This window comes from Agrobacterium sp. CG160-95 (genome assembly GCF_053521725.1).
In genome coordinates, this window is the sequence record NZ_JBNWDU010000005.1 from 44,417 (window position 1) to 61,106 (window position 16,690).

Genomic DNA, 16,690 nt, shown 5'->3' on the forward strand with positions numbered 1-16,690 from the left:
CCACCAGATTTCAACAGGCGACGCGCCGCTTACTGGCCGTAAACGTCGAAATCGAAGTATTTCTTGTTGATTTCCTGGTACTTGCCGTTTGCGCGGATACCGGCGATGGCAGCCGTGAACTTGTCGGCGAGCGCCGTATCGCCCTTGCGAACGGCTACGCCTGCACCATTGCCGTTGATCTCGACATCCACCGGAAGCGGCGTCAGGATCTTGCAGCACTTGCCTGCATCCGACTTCAGCCACTCCGACAGGACGACGATATCGTCGATGACGGCGTCGATGCGGCCGTTGGCGATGTCGAGCTTATATTCGTCGGCGGTCGGGTACATTTTCAGGTCGGAACCCGGGAAGTGCTTTTCGGCATAGTTGGAGTGGGTCGTGGAACCCTGCGCGCCGAGCGACTTGCCCTTCAGGTCGTCGACGGACTTGATCGGCGAATCCTTCGGTACGGCGATTGCCGGCGGGGTGTTGTAATATTTCTTGGAGAAATCGACCTTCTGGAGACGCTCCGGCGTGATCGACATGGACGCGATGATGGCGTCGAACTTCTTTGCCTGCAGGGCGGGGATGATGCCGTCCCAGTCATTGGTGACGAAGGTGCATTCAGCCTTCATTTCGACGCACAGCGCCTTGGCGATGTCGATGTCGAAGCCGGTCAACGTACCGTCGGCTTCCAGATTGTTGAAGGGCGGGTAGGCGCCTTCCGTGCCGATGACGATCTTGTCCTGCGCGAGGGCCGCGCCGGAAAACAGGGAGATGGCGGCAATCGATACGGCTGCGAGCAGACGGGTGGAAATAGGCATTTCGATCCTCTCTTTTGGTCGTTCATCCGCAGTCTGTTGTTGTTTTCAGTGCGGACGTCGTGAGCGCAGGCGCAACAGAACGGGTTGCCATTCGTGGCCTTCAGCGCGCGGCAATTATTCGTCCGGTTGGTCAAAAAATGCAACTGCAATATTAGCGCCCTCTTTTTCGTCGCGGAGCTTTCACGAAATGGCCTTGATCTGTTCATTTCCGGTACAGAACGCTTTGGTCATCATGGGAACCGAAGCGTATGCAAGGCGTTGACCAGCGCCTGCACGCGCGGCCGGATTCACAATGTCGCGGCATAAGCGGCGTACAACGATTGGCAGATGAGGAAGCACCGATGCTGAAGAAGAACACATTGCTGACGGGGGTGGTTTTCCCCCTCATGTCGCTGGCGATCGCGGTGGAGCCGGCCGCCGCCGGTTATGCCGGCGCCGCACGGACGCAAACGCAAATGCCCCAGGCACAGGCCCCGGTGATATTGGCGCAGGCGCAGCCGCAAGCGGAGGAGCAGAACCCGGAAGAGTTGCTGCGCAAGCAACGCCAGCAAGCAGAAGAGGCGCAGCCGAAGCCAGAGCCAGAGCCGAAAAAGCAGGAGCAGGCTCCGGAACCGCAGCGCGAACAGCCGAAGGCTGAAGCCGCACCGGCCGAACCGCGTCCTGAACCCAAGCGTGAAGCTCAGCCCGAGCCGCAACGCGAGCCTCAGCCAGAACCGAAACGGCAGCAGCAGCAGCGCGAAGCCCAACCGGAACCGGCGCCAGCTGAACAACCACCCGCCCGCAAGCAGCGCCCGCAGCCTGAGCCCGAAGCCGCACCTGCACCCGCGGAGCAGCAGCCGCAGGAACGGCCGCGCAAACCGGCTCGGGCCGAGCAGCCGGCAGGCGAGGGCGAGCAACGCCCCGCACGTCCGCGCAAGCCGGAGCCGGCGGCCGAACAGCCAGCCGCACGCCCTGAAAATACCGAGCAGCCGGCGAAACAGCGCGAGCCCGCCGCCGAGAAAAAGCCGGTAGAGGAAAAGGCTCCAGCACCGGAACCGAAATCGGAACCCGCCGAAAAGGCCGTTCCGGAGAAAAAGCCAGCGGCTCCTGAGCCAGCTGTAAAGGAGGCTCCTGTTCCAACGGAAGCGCCGACACCGGCACGGCCACCGGCTCCGGAAGCTCAGCCCAATCCTGCGCCCGGCCAGCAGCCTTCTGAAAAGCAGCCGGTAGAAGGCCAGGGCAAGACGGAGCCTGCAGCGCCGCTGCCGGGTGCTCCGACACCTCCGCCGCCAAGCGGTGCCACGACAGGACAGGCGCCTGCCGGCGAAGCCGTCCCCAATCAGGTCGCCATTCCGCAGACGGAAGCGCCTCCGACGACGAAGCAGGAACTGGACAAGGCCAAGGCTATAGCCAAGGACCCGTCCAAGACTGCCGACACCGTCATTCTGCCCGTCGACAAGGGTGCCGCCGTTCTCGACAGCGACAAGGAAGTGGAGCGCTCAGGTAACAACCAGGCACGCGAGCAACGCCGCCGCGAGCGTGAGCAGGCCGGTGACGTGAAGGTGCCGACTTCCGACGCCGAAGCGCAGCGCGCCGGTGCTGCCGGAGGCAAGGCTCCGCCGCCCGTGAAGATGGAGGCGATTACCTCTCAGCAGGGCGAGCGTGTCGACCGCCGTCCGCAATATGACCGGCCGGAAGGTGCGCGGGAATGGCAGCCGCGCGAAGGCGGCCGGCGCGATCAGGATCGCGATGCGCCGATCATCCTGCAGTTTGGCGACCGCGTGGTTGTGCGCGGCGACGACAATCAGCGCTTCATCCGCGATGGCGGCGAGCCCTATTACGAGCGCCTACCCGGCGGACGTGTCCGCGAGACCGTCGAGCGTCGCGACGGCACGCAGGTGGTGACGATCCGCAACCGCTATGGTGACGTCATCCAGCGTTCGCGCATCGATGACCGTGGCCGGGAATATGTGCTGTTCTATGCACCGGAACTGATGGACGAACCGGACCGTGAATATGTCTATCGCGATCCCGGCCTCGACCTGCCGCCGATGCGTCTGCGCATTCCGGTTCGTGACTACATCATCGACACGTCGAGCGATCCGGACCGCGATTATTACCGCTTCCTGGAGCAGCCGCCGGTCGAGCCGGTGGAGCGTGTCTACTCGCTGGATGAAGTGCGTTATTCGGCCCGTATCCGCGACAAGGTGCGCCGTATCGACCTCGATACGATCACATTTGCCACTGGAAGCGCTGACATTCCGATGGCGCAGGCCCGTTCGCTGCGGAAGGTAGCGGATGCGATCAACAAGGCGCTGGCAAAGAACCCGGCGGAAACCTTCCTGATCGAAGGCCACACCGATGCCGTTGGTTCGGATGAAAGCAACCTCGTTCTTTCCGACGAGCGTGCCGCTTCCGTCGCCAATGTCCTGACCGATGTTTACGGCATTCCGCCGGAAAACCTGGCGACGCAAGGCTACGGCGAGCGTTACCTGAAGGTTCAGACACTCGGCCCGGAACAGCAGAACCGCCGCGTCACCATCCGCCGCGTGACACCGCTGGTAAGACCGGTCGCCCAGAACTGATAAGGTTCAGGAACTGAAAAATGAAAGCCCGGAAAGCGCAAAGCTTTCCGGGCTTTTTTATTGGTAGCAAAGTTCCCAGTCCGACACATTATCCGTAACGCCGGACCAGATCCGGGGGGCAGCGTGATCAAATCCGGCATGACTGGGATGCTTCTCACCCTGCCATAATCCTCAAATTTGAGGATAATCCAGCCTCTAACGCTTAGTTAAGCGCCACAGCAATCTCTGCTGCGAGCTGGGCATTGTTGCGTACGAGCGCGATATTGGTCGCGAGGCTGCGGCCGTCGGTCAGGCGGAAGATATCGCCGAGCAGGAAGGGCGTGACGGCCTTGCCGGTGATGTCCTCGCGCTCGGCGTGGGAAATGGCGCGATTGATGTAGATTTCCATCTCCTCGCGCGGAATTTCGTCCTCTTCCGGCACGGGATTGGCAATCAGCATACCGCCATCGATGCCAAGCTGTTCGCGGGTCGTCTGGAAATTGGCGATGGCTGCAGGGCTGTTGAGCGACAGCGGGCTGGGAAGGCCCGACGAACGCGACCAGAAAGCCGGGAACTCTTCCGAACCGAAAGTCACGACAGGCACGCCGTTGGTTTCGAGAACTTCCAGCGTCTTCGGGATGTCAAGAATGGCCTTGGCGCCGGCGCAGACGACGATCACGCCGGTTTTGGCAAGCTCGGTCAGATCGGCGGAAATATCGAAGGTTTCCTCCGCGCCCTTGTGCACACCGCCGATGCCGCCGGTGGCGAAAACGCGGATGCCGGCGCGGGCAGCGGCAATCATGGTGGCTGCCACTGTCGTGGCACCGGTGCGGCGCTCGGCAATCGCAAAGGCAATATCGGCGCGCGAGACCTTCATGGCGTCGGTGGTCTGGGCAAGCGCTTCGAGCTGCTCCTTCTCGAGGCCGATATGCAGCGTGCCGTGAATGACGGCGATGGTTGCCGGAACGGCTCCCTGATCGCGGATGATCTGTTCGACGCCTTCGGCCATCTCGATATTGCCGGGATAGGGCATGCCGTGGGTGATGATGGTCGATTCCAGCGCGACGATCGGCGCGCCGCGCTGTTTGGCAGCGGCAACCTCTTGCGAATAGACGATGGGCAGGAGCGGGGAGATGGGGCGGGTCATTCTGTTTGTTCCAGACTATAAAAAAACGGGTTCATGCCAGCATTTCGGCCTTGGGGACAAGCCCCAACATGGTCTCGACACTGTCTTTTGACAGGTCTTGGGCGGTGGCGAAAGGCGATTGCACGGTGATGGCGGCCGCCGCGGCACCCAGTCGCAGGGCCTCAGTGATGGCTTTGCCCTCCGTAATCGCCGCGAGATAACCGGACGCCATGGCGTCTCCGGCGCCGGTTACGTCTTTCACCTCGCGGATGATTGGTGGGTGGAGGCTTGCGGTTTGCGTCGCGTTGAAGGCTACCACTTCGCTTGCGCCACGGGTGATGACGCCGCCGGCAAGGCCTGCGCTGCGGAGAATACCCGGCCAGTCGCGAACATTGTCTGCCGTCTGTCCCGTCAGCGCGCGCGCCTCTGCCTCGTTCATGAAGAGAATGTCTATATCGGCGAGCATGTCCTTCAGCTTCACCGCCTTGGCGGGCGAAATGGCGATGGCCGCGAGCGGCTTTTGGCAGGCGCGGGCAATGAGACCGAGCGCCTTCAACGTATCCTCCGGCAGATTGGCATCGCAAAGCAGAAGGTCGCTCGCGGTAATCGCGTCACGCACCGCGCGAACTTTGAGTCGGCGCGGCGAAAACAGCTTGTAAAGGTCCATATCCGCAAGTGCGATGACAAGATTGCCGTCGCGCTCCAGAATGGCGGTGTAGCTTGGCGTGCGGCGATCGAGGAAAACGAAGGGCGTATCTTCCACGCCCGCCTGCCTTGCTGCCTCCGCCACCGCTTCGCCGGTCACGTCGCCGCCGCGCGGTGCGATGATACGGACGGCAAACCCGAGCCGGGAAAGATTGCGCGCCGCGTTGAAACCGCCGCCGCCAGCCTCTTCCATCCATGAGCCAGGATTGCTGGCGCCGGGCGCCGTTTCAGTCTCGATCATGCCGCGCCTGTCTATATGCGCGCCGCCCAGAACGAGTATTTTCTTCACGCTTGTGTTTCCCTCTTTCGCGAATGGAAAAGGTGGACGATTCGTCCCAATCTTCTGTTTGTTCCCCTTCACATCCGGCCCGCAGCGATAGGCCGGACACGGAAAAACGAAAGCAGAACAAACCACTTATCGCTATTTGTTTTCAATATGCTGGCTGCGCCTTGCGATATGAGAACAAATAGAGTACATCCTATTTCCATACTGCTTCATTGCCTGTGCGGCTTCAATAACCTAAAGGTGGATCGGATGGCACAAAATTCTTTGCGTCTCGTAGAGGATAAATCGGTGGATAAAAGCAAGGCACTGGAAGCGGCGCTCTCCCAGATCGAACGGTCGTTCGGCAAGGGATCGATCATGAAGCTCGGTTCCAATGAAAACGTGGTTGAAGTAGAGACCATTTCGACGGGTTCTCTCAGCCTGGATATAGCGCTCGGTATCGGCGGTTTGCCGAAGGGGCGTATCGTTGAGATTTACGGCCCGGAAAGCTCCGGTAAGACGACGCTTGCGTTGCAGACGATCGCGGAAGCCCAGAAGAAGGGCGGCATCTGCGCCTTCGTGGATGCCGAACACGCGCTCGATCCGGTCTATGCCCGCAAGCTCGGTGTGGATTTGCAGAACCTTCTGATCTCGCAGCCGGATACGGGCGAGCAGGCGCTTGAAATCACCGATACGCTGGTGCGCTCCGGTGCCGTCGACATTCTGGTGGTGGACTCGGTTGCGGCGCTGACGCCGCGTGCCGAAATCGAAGGCGAGATGGGCGACAGCCTGCCGGGCCTTCAGGCACGTCTGATGAGCCAGGCGCTGCGCAAGCTGACCGCCTCGATCTCCAAGTCGAAGTGCATGGTGATCTTCATCAACCAGATCCGCATGAAGATCGGCGTCATGTTCGGTTCGCCGGAAACGACGACGGGCGGTAATGCGCTTAAATTCTACGCCTCGGTGCGTCTCGACATTCGCCGTATCGGCGCCGTCAAGGAGCGTGAAGAGGTTGTCGGCAACCAGACCCGCGTCAAGGTCGTCAAGAACAAGATGGCACCGCCTTTCAAGCAGGTGGAATTCGACATCATGTATGGCGAAGGTGTTTCCAAGACCGGCGAGCTTGTCGATCTCGGCGTGAAAGCCGGTATCGTCGAGAAATCCGGTGCATGGTTCTCCTATAACAGCCAGCGTTTGGGGCAGGGGCGTGAAAATGCCAAGACCTTCCTGCGCGACAATCCGGAAATGGCAAGCGAGATCGAACTGGCGCTGCGCCAGAACGCCGGTCTGATCGCCGATCGGTTCCTGCAAAATGGCGGCCCGGAAGCTGGCGAAAGCGACGACGGTCCCGACGAGGGCTGATGCATTCGAAGGTCCGGGCGTTCGCGTCCGGTGGCTTTGCCGGCATGAGCCGGTATGGATCAAAAGGGTCGTGCGATTTTCCTCGCGTGGCCCTTTTTCTTTGCCTAGACGCCTTGGTGCGCCTCCATGGCTGGACAGGGCAGGATGCGGACGATAAAAGCCTTTGATTTTGCAAGATAGCCATCATTCGGGATGGCGGTGATGGACTCCAGCTGTGAGCGGTGTGTGGGCATGAGCGGTGTGAATGAAATTCGGTCGACCTTTCTCGACTACTTCAAGAAGAACGGACACGAGATTGTGCCCTCCAGCCCGCTGGTGCCGCGCAACGATCCGACGCTGATGTTCACCAATGCCGGCATGGTGCAGTTCAAGAACGTCTTCACCGGTCTCGAAAGCCGTCCTTATTCCACGGCCGCTTCCGCGCAGAAATGTGTGCGCGCCGGTGGCAAGCATAACGACCTCGACAATGTCGGTTATACGGCCCGTCACCACACGTTCTTCGAAATGCTCGGCAATTTCTCCTTTGGCGACTATTTCAAGGAAGAGGCGATTACCCATGCCTGGAACCTGATCACCAAGGAATTCGGCATCGATCGCAACCGTCTGCTGGTCACGGTCTACCACACCGACGACGAGGCTTTTAATCTCTGGAAGAAGATCGCCGGTTTCTCTGACGATCGCATCATCCGTATTCCGACCAGCGATAATTTCTGGGCCATGGGCGATACCGGTCCGTGCGGTCCCTGCTCGGAAATCTTCTATGACCACGGCGATCATATCTGGGGCGGACCGCCCGGTTCGCCGGAAGAGGATGGCGACCGTTTCATCGAAATCTGGAACCTCGTCTTCATGCAATATGAGCAACTGACGAAGGAAGAGCGCATCGATCTGCCGCGCCCTTCTATCGACACCGGCATGGGTCTCGAGCGCATTTCGGCGTTGTTGCAGGGCAAACACGACAATTACGACACCGATCTGTTCCGGGCGCTGATTTCGGCCTCCGTCGAAGCGACCGGCGTTCCGGCAGAGGGCGAGAAGCGTGCCAGCCACCGCGTCATTGCCGACCATCTGCGCTCCTCCGCTTTCCTGATCGCCGATGGCGTCCTGCCGTCGAATGAGGGCCGTGGTTACGTTCTGCGCCGCATCATGCGCCGTGCCATGCGCCATGCCGAGCTTCTCGGTTCGCGCGAGCCGCTGATCTACAAGCTGCTGCCGGCGCTGATACAGCAGATGGGCCGCGCCTATCCGGAACTGGTTCGCGCCGAGGCGCTGATCTCCGAGACGCTGAAGCTTGAGGAAACCCGTTTCCGCAAGACGCTGGAACGCGGCCTGTCGCTGCTTTCCGACGCGACCTCGACCCTGCACAAGGGCGATATGCTGGACGGCGAAACCGCTTTCAAGCTTTACGATACCTATGGCTTCCCGCTCGATCTGACGCAGGATGCGCTGCGCGCCCGTGAGATCGGCGTCGATATTTCCGGCTTCACCGATGCCATGCAGCGCCAGAAGGCGGAAGCACGCTCGCACTGGGCTGGTTCCGGCGACAAGGCGACCGAAACGGTGTGGTTCGAACTGAAGGAAAAGCTCGGCGCGACCGAATTCCTCGGTTACGACACTGAAACAGCCGAAGGCGTTATTCAGGCGATCGTCAAGGACGGCAAGTCGGTGGACAGTGCTGCCGAGGGCGAGACGGTGCAGATCGTCGTCAACCAGACGCCATTTTATGGCGAGTCCGGCGGTCAGATGGGCGATACGGGCGTAATCTCTGGCGATAACGGCACCTTTACCGTTTCAGAAACCCAGAAGAAGGGCGAGGGCCTTTTCGTGCATTCCGGCACGGTGTCCAAGGGTGGATTGAAGCTCGATGACGCCGTGCAGCTGACGGTCGATCACGACCGCCGCTCGCGTCTGCGCGCCAACCACTCCGCCACCCACCTGCTGCATGAGGCGCTGCGCGAGGTGCTTGGTACGCACGTCGCACAGAAGGGTTCGCTGGTCGCACCCGAGCGTCTGCGCTTTGACGTTTCGCATCCGAAGCCGATGTCGGCAGAGGAGCTGAAGGTCGTAGAGGAAATGGCAAACGAGATCGTCTTGCAGAACTCGCCTGTCGTGACGCGTCTGATGAGCGTTGACGACGCCATCGCCGAGGGTGCTATGGCACTGTTTGGCGAAAAATACGGCGATGAAGTCCGCGTTGTCTCCATGGGCACCGGTGTTCACGGTGCGAAGGCCAACCGTCCGTACTCGGTCGAGCTTTGCGGCGGCACCCATGTTGCCGCAACCGGCCAGATCGGCCTTATCCGCATTCTCGGCGAAAGTGCCGTCGGTGCGGGCGTGCGCCGTCTTGAGGCCGTAACGGGTCAGGGCGCGCTTGCCTATCTCTCCGAGCAGGATGAGCGCGTAAAGGCACTGGCCTCGTCGCTGAAGGTTCAGCCGGGCGATGTACTGTCGCGTGTCGAGGGACTTCTCGACGAGCGCAAGAAGCTGGAGCGCGAGCTTGCGGATGCCCGCAAGAAACTCGCCATGGGCGGCGGCTCGTCGGATGCCGGCGCAAACGACGTACAGCAGGTTGCGGGCGTCAATTTCCTCGCAAAATCCCTGTCCGGCATCGATGCCAAGGACCTGAAGGGTCTTGCAGATGAAGCCAAGGCCAATATCGGCTCCGGCGTCGTGCTGCTGATCGCCGTGTCCGAAGACGGCAAGGCAAGTGCTGTTGCTGCCGTGACCGAGGATCTGACTGGCCGTTTCAGCGCCGTCGATATCGTCCGCACGGCCTCTGCGGCCCTCGGCGGCAAGGGCGGCGGTGGACGCCCGGATATGGCGCAGGCCGGCGGCCCCGATGGCGCCAAGGCACAGGACGCCATCGACGCGGTGGCAGCGGCCCTGGCGGCCTGATCTGGATGAATTGAAAAAAGGCGGGGTTCTACCCCGCTTTTTTGATTCTGGATGTTGAAATCCGAAAGGAACGTGATGCGCTTTGTAAATCCCATCCCTTTCGTGTGCGATATCAACCGCTCCAGGGAGTTTTATCGTGACAGGCTCGGCCTGAAGGTTTTGGACGATTTCGGAAATTTCGTCCTCTTTGAAAGCGGCTTTGCAATCCATGAGGGGCGTTCGCTCGAACAGACGGTCTGGCGGACATCGCCGGACACGGACAAACCTTACGGCAGACGGAACCTGCTGCTCTATTTCGAACACGAGGATGTCGATGCGGCATTTCGGAATATTGCGCCGCATGTGGAGTTGATCCATCCCGTTGAGCGGCAGGCATGGGGACAGAGAGTGTTCCGTTTTTATGATCCGGACGGGCATGCAATCGAGATCGGCGAACCACTCGCCCAGCCCAACGAATAAGCCCGCTTCCAAAATCCGTTTTGTGACCCTTGTAAGCGCTCGTGCTCCGCTTTCAGGCGAAATGCCTGTCAGTTTCCTCAACCCGCTGCCTGCATATCCTTCGCTGCAGCTTCGTCAAGCTGGGTGGCCCGCTTGAAGGCGGGGCGGTCGGTCAGATGCGCCATATAGTCCGTGAAGGCCGGACGTTTTTCGATTGTGCCGAACTGCAGGCCCCAGCCGACATGGGCACCTACATAGACATCCGCCGCAGTGAAGTGATCGCCGGCGATGAAGCGGTTTTCGCTGACGGCACGTTCGAGCGTGTTGATCGCATCCGCATAGCTGCCGCAGCCAGCCATACGCAGCTTTTCCTGCGGCACCTCGAACCCCATCGCCTTCATGCTGGTTGTCATTTCCAACGGACCGGCAGCAAAAAACATCCAGCGGTAATAAAGTCCGCGCGCTTTGGGCGTCGGCGCAAGGTTGGCACCCGGAAAGGCATCCGCCAGATAGGCGCAGATCGCTGCCGCTTCGGTGACAATGGTGTCGCCGTGTTTGATGGCGGGCACCTTGGCCATCGGGTTGATCAGCCGATAGGCCGGCGATTTCATCGACGTCGAGAAGCCCAGTATCTCTGTCTTGTAGGGAACGCCCACTTCCTCGAGCATCCATCGCGCAATGCGTCCGCGCGACATGGGATTGGTGTAGAAGATCAATTCACTCATTGCTTTGCCTCCCCAAGCAAAATTGCAAAAGCATCATTGAAAACCTGCGCGCAGTTCGCGCTGACACGGTGCGTTTTTATAGTCCACAGCATTATCTGTTTTCCCGAAGGATCGCGCTGGTAACCACATGAATTTTTGACTGTGCCGGACAAGTTATGTGTCGTTTTATGCTGTTTCAGCTATATATTTTTATTTTTCTGACTGCGGCACGCTGTGGAATCGAAGTCTGCGCCTAGTGCAACATCTAAGCAAGATACTGTGAACAAAAAAAGAAACCCGGCGTTGCGGCCGGGTTTCCTTTTGTCGATATTTCAAACGGGCAGCGCCCCGTTCTTTTAAGCCGCCATCGCCGTCTTGAGGTTTTCATCGATCTTGTCGAGGAAGGCGGTGGTGGAGAGCCAGGGCTGGTCCGGACCGATGAGGAGCGCGAGGTCCTTGGTCATGAAGCCGCTTTCGACGGTGTCGACGCAGACGGTTTCGAGCGTTGCTGCGAACTTTGCGAGTTCTGCATTGTCGTCCAGCTTGGCGCGGTGGGCGAGGCCACGGGTCCAGGCGAAGATCGAAGCGATCGAGTTGGTCGAAGTTTCCTGACCCTTCTGGTGCTGGCGGTAGTGGCGCGTGACCGTGCCGTGTGCCGCTTCAGCTTCAACCGTGCGGCCGTCCGGCGACAGGAGAACGGAGGTCATCAGGCCGAGCGAACCGAAGCCCTGGGCAACCGTATCAGACTGAACGTCGCCATCGTAGTTCTTGCAGGCCCAGACGTAACCGCCGGACCACTTCAGAGCGGAGGCGACCATGTCGTCGATCAGGCGGTGTTCATAGATGATGCCGATTTCATCGAACTTCGCCTTGAACTCGGTCTGGTAGACTTCTTCGAAGATGTCCTTGAAGCGGCCGTCATAGGCCTTCAGGATGGTGTTCTTGGTGGACAGGTAAACCGGCCACTTGCGCATCAGGCCGTACATCATGGATGCGCGGGCGAATTCGCGGATGGATTCGTCAAGGTTGTACATTGCGAGTGCAACGCCAGCGCTCGGAGCGTCGAAGACGTCCTTTTCAATGACCTGACCGTCTTCGCCGACGAACTTGATCGTCAGCTTGCCCTTGCCGGGGAACTTGAAATCGGTTGCCTTGTACTGGTCGCCGAAGGCGTGGCGGCCGACGACGATCGGCTTCGTCCAGCCGGGAACGAGGCGGGGAACGTTCTTGCAGATGATCGGCTCGCGGAAGATGACGCCGCCCAGAATGTTGCGGATCGTGCCGTTCGGGCTCTTCCACATCTGCTTCAGGCCGAATTCCTCGACGCGCTGCTCGTCCGGTGTGATCGTCGCGCACTTGATGCCGACGCCGTGCTTCTTGATGGCGTGTGCCGCATCGACTGTTACCTGGTCGTTGGTAGCATCGCGGTTTTCGACCGAGAGGTCATAATATTCGATGTCGAGATCGAGGTATGGCAGGATCAGCTTGTCCTTGATGAGCTGCCAGATGATACGGGTCATTTCGTCGCCGTCGAGATCGACGACTGGATTGGCTACCTTGATCTTTGCCATGAATTCCTCACCTTCGAAGCTGTGGCGCCTGGTGACGCCGGTATTCGGAAAAATATCCGGTGCGGCTATAGCATCGCGCGCGCCTGAGGCAAAGCCATGGGGGGCGCTTTTTTGGCGCGGTGCAATAACGCTTTGCGCATTGCCAAACCATATTGCCGGAATACAGTCAGGCGAATCGCTTCGCCCGCGCGTCGGGCCTACCTCCGGGATCACATCATGCGGAATATTCTGCTTCTGACTGCCGCCGTCCTCTTTTCCCACAGCGCCCTTGCGGCCGGCCCCGCCGATCCCGTCCAGAAGGTGATGGACATTACCGTCAAGAACTGGTCCGGCGATGCGGAAAACTGGAAATACATCTTTGACGAGGACATGCTGACCAGCCTGTTCAGCAAGGACTTCGTTGCCCAATACCGCGAAGCTTCCAAGAAGCCGGCTTACGAGGCGGAAAGCGGCGAGACCGGCGATCCCTTCGGCTACGATGTGGTGACCAACTCGCAGGATGGCTGTCCGCTGGTGGATGTTTCGGTAACGCCCGGTGAGGTGAAGGACGGCGTGACTGACGTGACGGCAAAGTTCAAGCTCTGGGCCTGCATGGATGAGGCAGAGATGAAGGCAACGGTCGACGAGGTGCATTTCGATGTCATCGAGGAAAACGGCCAGCCTGTCATCAGCGACATTCACCGGGTTGGAGACGAGGGCAGGGATTCGCTGCGCGCAGAGATGGCGGCGATCATCAAGGGCGAATAACAGGGCGTTCTGCCTGCCCCGGCTTTGATTTTGGCGCCGATCTGTGCCAGTGAAGCGCGCTTTAGAGCATTTTCAGGAAAAGCGGCGACCGGTTTTCAGTCTGGAAATGCGCGAAAACCATAAAACGCATCGGCCTGAAAATCGATGCGGCGCTTCAGAAACTGGAAAACGACGATGGCAGGCACAAACAGCGAGCTTGAACTTGTGGCGGAAGGCCCGGCGATCATTCTGGTCGAACCGCAGCTCGGCGAAAATATCGGCATGGTGGCACGGGCAATGGCCAATTTCGGTCTTGCCGAACTTCGCCTCGTCAAGCCGCGTGACGGCTGGCCGAACGAGAAGGCGCGCGCCGCCGCTTCCAAGGCCGATCATGTCATCGACGGTACTAAGGTGTTCGAGACGCTGGAAGAGGCGATCAAGGATCTCAATTTCGTCTATGCCACGACCGCGCGGGAGCGTTACGGTTTCAAACCGGTTCGTGCCCCCGTCACCGCAGCCGGCACGCTGCGCGCGAAGTTCAAGGCGGGTGAAAGAACCGGCATCCTGTTCGGGCGTGAGCGCTGGGGCCTTACCAATGAAGAAGTGGCGCTGGCCGATGAGATCGTGACATTTCCGGTCAACCCCGCCTTCGCCTCGCTCAATATCGCGCAGGCCGTGCTTTTGATGTCCTATGAGTGGATGAAATCCGGCATGGACGATCTGGACGAGACGCTTTTCCAGCCTATCGAGCAGCGGCCCTCGACCAAGGAACAGGTCTTCGGCCTGTTCGAACACATCGAGGAGGCGCTCGATGCGCGCGGATATTTTCATCCGCCCGAAAAAAAGCCGAAAATGGTGGACAATCTGCGTGCGGTGCTGTCGAGACGCGGCTTTTCCGAGCAGGAAATCAGTGTTTTCCGTGGCGTGATCAGGTCACTCGATCGTTTTCCCCGGCAGTGGCCTAAGCAGGCAGGCCGGGCCGGAACGGCGGAGGGACCATTGTCGGAGAGGGCTGGGGAGAATGCTGAAGACGACTGAGGCTCTGGCCGATGTTCTCAAACCGGTGCTGGTGTTCGATTCCGGCATTGGCGGGCTGACGGTACTGCGCGAGGCGCGCGTGCTGATGCCCGAGCGCGGTTTCATCTATGTGGCCGACGACGCCGGTTTCCCCTATGGCGGCTGGGAAGAGGAGGCGCTGAAAGCGCGCATTCTTTCGCTCTTCGAAAAGCTGCTTGAAGACTATAGCCCTGAAGTCTGCATCATTGCCTGCAACACCGCCTTCACACTGGCAGGCGCCGATCTTCGGGCGCGCTTCCCTGATATGACTTTCGTCGGCACCGTTCCAGCTATCAAACCTGCGGCCGAACGCACCCGTTCCGGTCTCGTTTCCGTGCTGGCAACACCCGGCACCGTCAAGCGCGCCTATACGCGCGATCTCATCCAGTCATTCGCCACGCAATGCCATGTTCGCCTCGTGGGATCGGAAAATCTGGCGCGTATGGCCGAAAGCTGGATCAGGGGCGAACCGATCTCCGATGAAGCCGTGCTGGCGGAAATCGAGCCCTGCTTCATCGATAGCGACGGCAAGCGCACCGATATCGTTGTTCTCGCCTGCACTCATTATCCCTTCATGGCCAATGTGTTTCGCCGGCTGGCGCCATGGCCGGTGGACTGGCTCGATCCCGCGGAAGCGATCGCCCGTCGCGCGCGCCATCTGGTGCCGCTGCCGCAGGATGCGGAGCATCCAGATGGTTTCGATTTCGCCGTCTTCACTTCCGGCAAGCCGGATTTCGCCACACGGCGGCTGATGCAGGGTTTTGGCCTCAGCGTCTCGCTGAGCTGAACGGCTTGTTGCATTTTTGCATCTATTCTGCCGGACTTTTGCAATTCGAGATTGCGACCTCTTGTCGCGTCCGGCATCTCGTGTAAGATGCATCTTGTCTGTAACCGCTATAAAAAGGAGGCGTGGAATGACTGACTATATGAATATGCGCCTTACCGGCATGTCTGGCTTTTCCGGCATGGTCGTCGGCGGTTACATGTCCCGAGGCATCGACCTCCGATAAGGCTTCCTGCCTGATTTCCCTGCCGTTTGGCATCTTCACTTCGTCTGACAGCTGAATTGTGCGTCCGCGCTACCGCGTGTTGCGCCCGCCGTTCCTGCATGTCGTTTTATCATCGATAAAGGACCTGGCTGCTTCGCCGCGCCGGGACGGATTCCCCATGCAGAAAAATCAACCATTGGTAGCATATGCGCTGCCGGATGCGGTCGACCGCCTGTTCGTCACATTCGGCGTCTGGACAACCCTGAAAGCGGTTCTCGTCGCGGCAATGGTGCCGCGCCCGCCGCCCACCGATCTTTCCGATCTGCCGGAGCGTCTTCTGGACGATATCGGCCTGGAGCCGTCCGACCGCAAAATGCGGCGGGAGTGGGCGCCTCCTTACTGGGCGCCGCGGTTTTGATGGCGACAGTCTCTCCGGCGAGAAAATGCCGGGGAGGCTCCGTCGTCCGTTTCACACTTCTAATGATGTTCGAAATGCGCGCCTCCGTCATGCCGGACTTGACCCGGCATTCACCCACGATGCGTCTGTGAGGAGTTCATTGCCGCACTTCAGTTTTCCGTAACGGAAGCTGCGGAAAGGCCTGGCATATAGCGCGTTGCACTATTCTCGGGAACGTCCGGGCGGGCGATACCCCTGATCTTGCCCTGCGGCTGGAGCGGGCAGGGGGCAGCGCGGCGCGGCATGGCTTGCCATGCCGTCAAATTACGATCTTGCACAGGCGATGAAGCGGCGGCAGCAGCCTGTTCGTCCGCGGATGACAAAGCGGCATAGTCTCCGAAAATTTGGCTTGATACCGGGCGCTTTTGGTGGCTTGCTCCAAAGACCGAACGGGGGAGATTGCATCATGCCACTGGAGAACTGGCTGGCCTTCGTGGCCGCATCCGCCATCATGCTTGCCATTCCGGGGCCGACGATCCTGCTGGTGATTTCTTATGCTCTGGGGCATGGCCGTAAGGCGAGCACCGCGACGGTGACGGGTGTGGCGCTTGGTGATTTCACTGCGATGACGGCCTCCATGCTGGGGCTCGGCGCGCTGCTTGCCACATCGGCGGCCCTTTTTACCGGTCTGAAATGGATCGGTGCGGCTTACCTCATCTATCTCGGCATCAAGCTGTGGCGTTCGCCGGTGGGCGGAGAAGGTGGTGAAGCCGCAGGCGTGACCGGCCGTGAGCGGCCGCTCAAAATCTTCCTGCATGCCTATGTCGTCACGGCGCTGAACCCCAAGAGCATTGTCTTCTTCGTCGCCTTCCTGCCGCAGTTTCTTGTGCCGACGCTGCCTTTCTGGCCGCAGGTGCTGATTTTCGAAGCGACATTCCTTGTGCTTGCCAGCTGCAATGCGGCCCTTTATGGACTTCTGGCAAGTGCCGCCCGCAATACGATCCGCAAACCCAAGGTTCAGCGCATCGTCAACCGCACGGGCGGCGGTCTCCTGATCGGCGCCGGTCTCATTACATTTGGCTGGAAGAGGGCGGTTTCGGCGTAAAACGC

Annotated in this window: 15 protein-coding genes; 9 read left to right on the plus strand and 6 right to left on the minus strand. The window is 59.9% G+C overall.

The features are described from left to right. Window positions 1-29: 29 nt before the first annotated feature. Window positions 30-803 (minus strand): ABC transporter substrate-binding protein, encoded by a 774-nt coding sequence (locus ACQZ63_RS17490; RefSeq protein ID WP_003516066.1) that lies wholly within the window; start codon window positions 801-803, stop codon window positions 30-32. 341 nt (window positions 804-1,144) lie between these two features. On the opposite strand from ACQZ63_RS17490, the gene ACQZ63_RS17495 reads away from it, so the two are divergent. Next, window positions 1,145-3,367, plus strand: coding sequence for an OmpA family protein (locus ACQZ63_RS17495; protein ID WP_113555734.1), 2,223 nt, complete (start codon window positions 1,145-1,147; stop codon window positions 3,365-3,367). Between the two features lie 202 nt (window positions 3,368-3,569). Here ACQZ63_RS17495 and ACQZ63_RS17500 read toward each other — a convergent pair whose 3' ends face one another. Then, on the minus strand, window positions 3,570-4,493 hold the full coding sequence (locus ACQZ63_RS17500) for a pseudouridine-5'-phosphate glycosidase (protein WP_003516064.1): 924 nt from the start codon (window positions 4,491-4,493) through the stop codon (window positions 3,570-3,572). A 31-nt stretch (window positions 4,494-4,524) separates the two neighbouring features. Then, window positions 4,525-5,466, minus strand: coding sequence for a carbohydrate kinase family protein (locus tag ACQZ63_RS17505; RefSeq protein ID WP_113555735.1), 942 nt, complete (start codon window positions 5,464-5,466; stop codon window positions 4,525-4,527). Between the two features lie 246 nt (window positions 5,467-5,712). Here ACQZ63_RS17505 and recA point away from each other — a divergent pair, with 246 nt between their 5' ends. The 3 genes from recA (at window position 5,713) to ACQZ63_RS17520 (ending at window position 10,158) form a co-directional block, all read left to right on the plus strand. After that, on the plus strand, window positions 5,713-6,804 hold the full coding sequence (gene recA, locus ACQZ63_RS17510; protein ID WP_003516062.1) for a recombinase RecA: 1,092 nt from the start codon (window positions 5,713-5,715) through the stop codon (window positions 6,802-6,804). Between the two features lie 231 nt (window positions 6,805-7,035). Further along, entirely contained in the window at window positions 7,036-9,699 is a 2,664-nt protein-coding gene (gene alaS, locus ACQZ63_RS17515) for an alanine--tRNA ligase (RefSeq protein ID WP_025593920.1), read from the plus strand. Window positions 9,700-9,774: 75 nt separating this feature from the next. Beyond that, window positions 9,775-10,158, plus strand: coding sequence for a VOC family protein (locus ACQZ63_RS17520; protein WP_113555989.1), 384 nt, complete (start codon window positions 9,775-9,777; stop codon window positions 10,156-10,158). Window positions 10,159-10,235: 77 nt separating this feature from the next. Here ACQZ63_RS17520 and ACQZ63_RS17525 read toward each other — a convergent pair whose 3' ends face one another. Further along, complete coding sequence (locus ACQZ63_RS17525; protein ID WP_003516054.1) at window positions 10,236-10,862, minus strand: glutathione S-transferase family protein; 627 nt, start codon at window positions 10,860-10,862, stop codon at window positions 10,236-10,238. A 335-nt stretch (window positions 10,863-11,197) separates the two neighbouring features. Continuing rightward, window positions 11,198-12,412, minus strand: coding sequence for an NADP-dependent isocitrate dehydrogenase (locus ACQZ63_RS17530; RefSeq protein WP_003516051.1), 1,215 nt, complete (start codon window positions 12,410-12,412; stop codon window positions 11,198-11,200). A gap of 216 nt (window positions 12,413-12,628) precedes the next feature. Here ACQZ63_RS17530 and ACQZ63_RS17535 point away from each other — a divergent pair, with 216 nt between their 5' ends. The 4 genes from ACQZ63_RS17535 (at window position 12,629) to ACQZ63_RS17550 (ending at window position 15,601) form a co-directional block, all read left to right on the plus strand. Then, entirely contained in the window at window positions 12,629-13,159 is a 531-nt protein-coding gene (locus ACQZ63_RS17535; protein ID WP_003516050.1) for a hypothetical protein, read from the plus strand. 174 nt (window positions 13,160-13,333) lie between these two features. Then, on the plus strand, window positions 13,334-14,176 hold the full coding sequence (locus ACQZ63_RS17540) for an RNA methyltransferase (protein WP_003516049.1): 843 nt from the start codon (window positions 13,334-13,336) through the stop codon (window positions 14,174-14,176). Then, window positions 14,160-14,981 (plus strand): glutamate racemase, encoded by an 822-nt coding sequence (gene murI, locus ACQZ63_RS17545; protein WP_013636403.1) that lies wholly within the window; start codon window positions 14,160-14,162, stop codon window positions 14,979-14,981. The genes ACQZ63_RS17540 and murI overlap by 17 nt, the downstream gene beginning before the upstream one ends. Window positions 14,982-15,361: 380 nt before the next feature. Next, window positions 15,362-15,601 (plus strand): DUF1127 domain-containing protein, encoded by a 240-nt coding sequence (locus ACQZ63_RS17550; RefSeq protein WP_025593918.1) that lies wholly within the window; start codon window positions 15,362-15,364, stop codon window positions 15,599-15,601. 149 nt (window positions 15,602-15,750) lie between these two features. Here ACQZ63_RS17550 and ACQZ63_RS17555 read toward each other — a convergent pair whose 3' ends face one another. Next, a complete protein-coding gene (locus ACQZ63_RS17555) occupies window positions 15,751-15,903 on the minus strand; it encodes a hypothetical protein (RefSeq protein WP_158006695.1) in 153 nt (50 codons plus the stop codon). Window positions 15,904-16,046: 143 nt separating this feature from the next. Here ACQZ63_RS17555 and ACQZ63_RS17560 point away from each other — a divergent pair, with 143 nt between their 5' ends. Further along, a complete protein-coding gene (locus ACQZ63_RS17560) occupies window positions 16,047-16,685 on the plus strand; it encodes a LysE family translocator (protein ID WP_097172152.1) in 639 nt (212 codons plus the stop codon). The last annotated feature ends 5 nt before the right edge of the window (window positions 16,686-16,690 follow it).

Coding starts and splice junctions, on each gene's coding strand:
- ACQZ63_RS17490 (WP_003516066.1), bottom strand. CDS start 803: ATGCCTATTTCCACCCGTCTGCTCGCAGCCGTATCGATTGCCGCCATC.
- ACQZ63_RS17495 (WP_113555734.1), top strand. CDS start 1,145: ATGCTGAAGAAGAACACATTGCTGACGGGGGTGGTTTTCCCCCTCATG.
- ACQZ63_RS17500 (WP_003516064.1), bottom strand. CDS start 4,493: ATGACCCGCCCCATCTCCCCGCTCCTGCCCATCGTCTATTCGCAAGAG.
- recA (WP_003516062.1), top strand. CDS start 5,713: ATGGCACAAAATTCTTTGCGTCTCGTAGAGGATAAATCGGTGGATAAA.
- alaS (WP_025593920.1), top strand. CDS start 7,036: ATGAGCGGTGTGAATGAAATTCGGTCGACCTTTCTCGACTACTTCAAG.
- ACQZ63_RS17520 (WP_113555989.1), top strand. CDS start 9,775: ATGCGCTTTGTAAATCCCATCCCTTTCGTGTGCGATATCAACCGCTCC.
- ACQZ63_RS17525 (WP_003516054.1), bottom strand. CDS start 10,862: ATGAGTGAATTGATCTTCTACACCAATCCCATGTCGCGCGGACGCATT.
- ACQZ63_RS17530 (WP_003516051.1), bottom strand. CDS start 12,412: ATGGCAAAGATCAAGGTAGCCAATCCAGTCGTCGATCTCGACGGCGAC.
- ACQZ63_RS17535 (WP_003516050.1), top strand. CDS start 12,629: ATGCGGAATATTCTGCTTCTGACTGCCGCCGTCCTCTTTTCCCACAGC.
- ACQZ63_RS17540 (WP_003516049.1), top strand. CDS start 13,334: ATGGCAGGCACAAACAGCGAGCTTGAACTTGTGGCGGAAGGCCCGGCG.
- murI (WP_013636403.1), top strand. CDS start 14,160: ATGCTGAAGACGACTGAGGCTCTGGCCGATGTTCTCAAACCGGTGCTG.
- ACQZ63_RS17550 (WP_025593918.1), top strand. CDS start 15,362: ATGCAGAAAAATCAACCATTGGTAGCATATGCGCTGCCGGATGCGGTC.
- ACQZ63_RS17560 (WP_097172152.1), top strand. CDS start 16,047: ATGCCACTGGAGAACTGGCTGGCCTTCGTGGCCGCATCCGCCATCATG.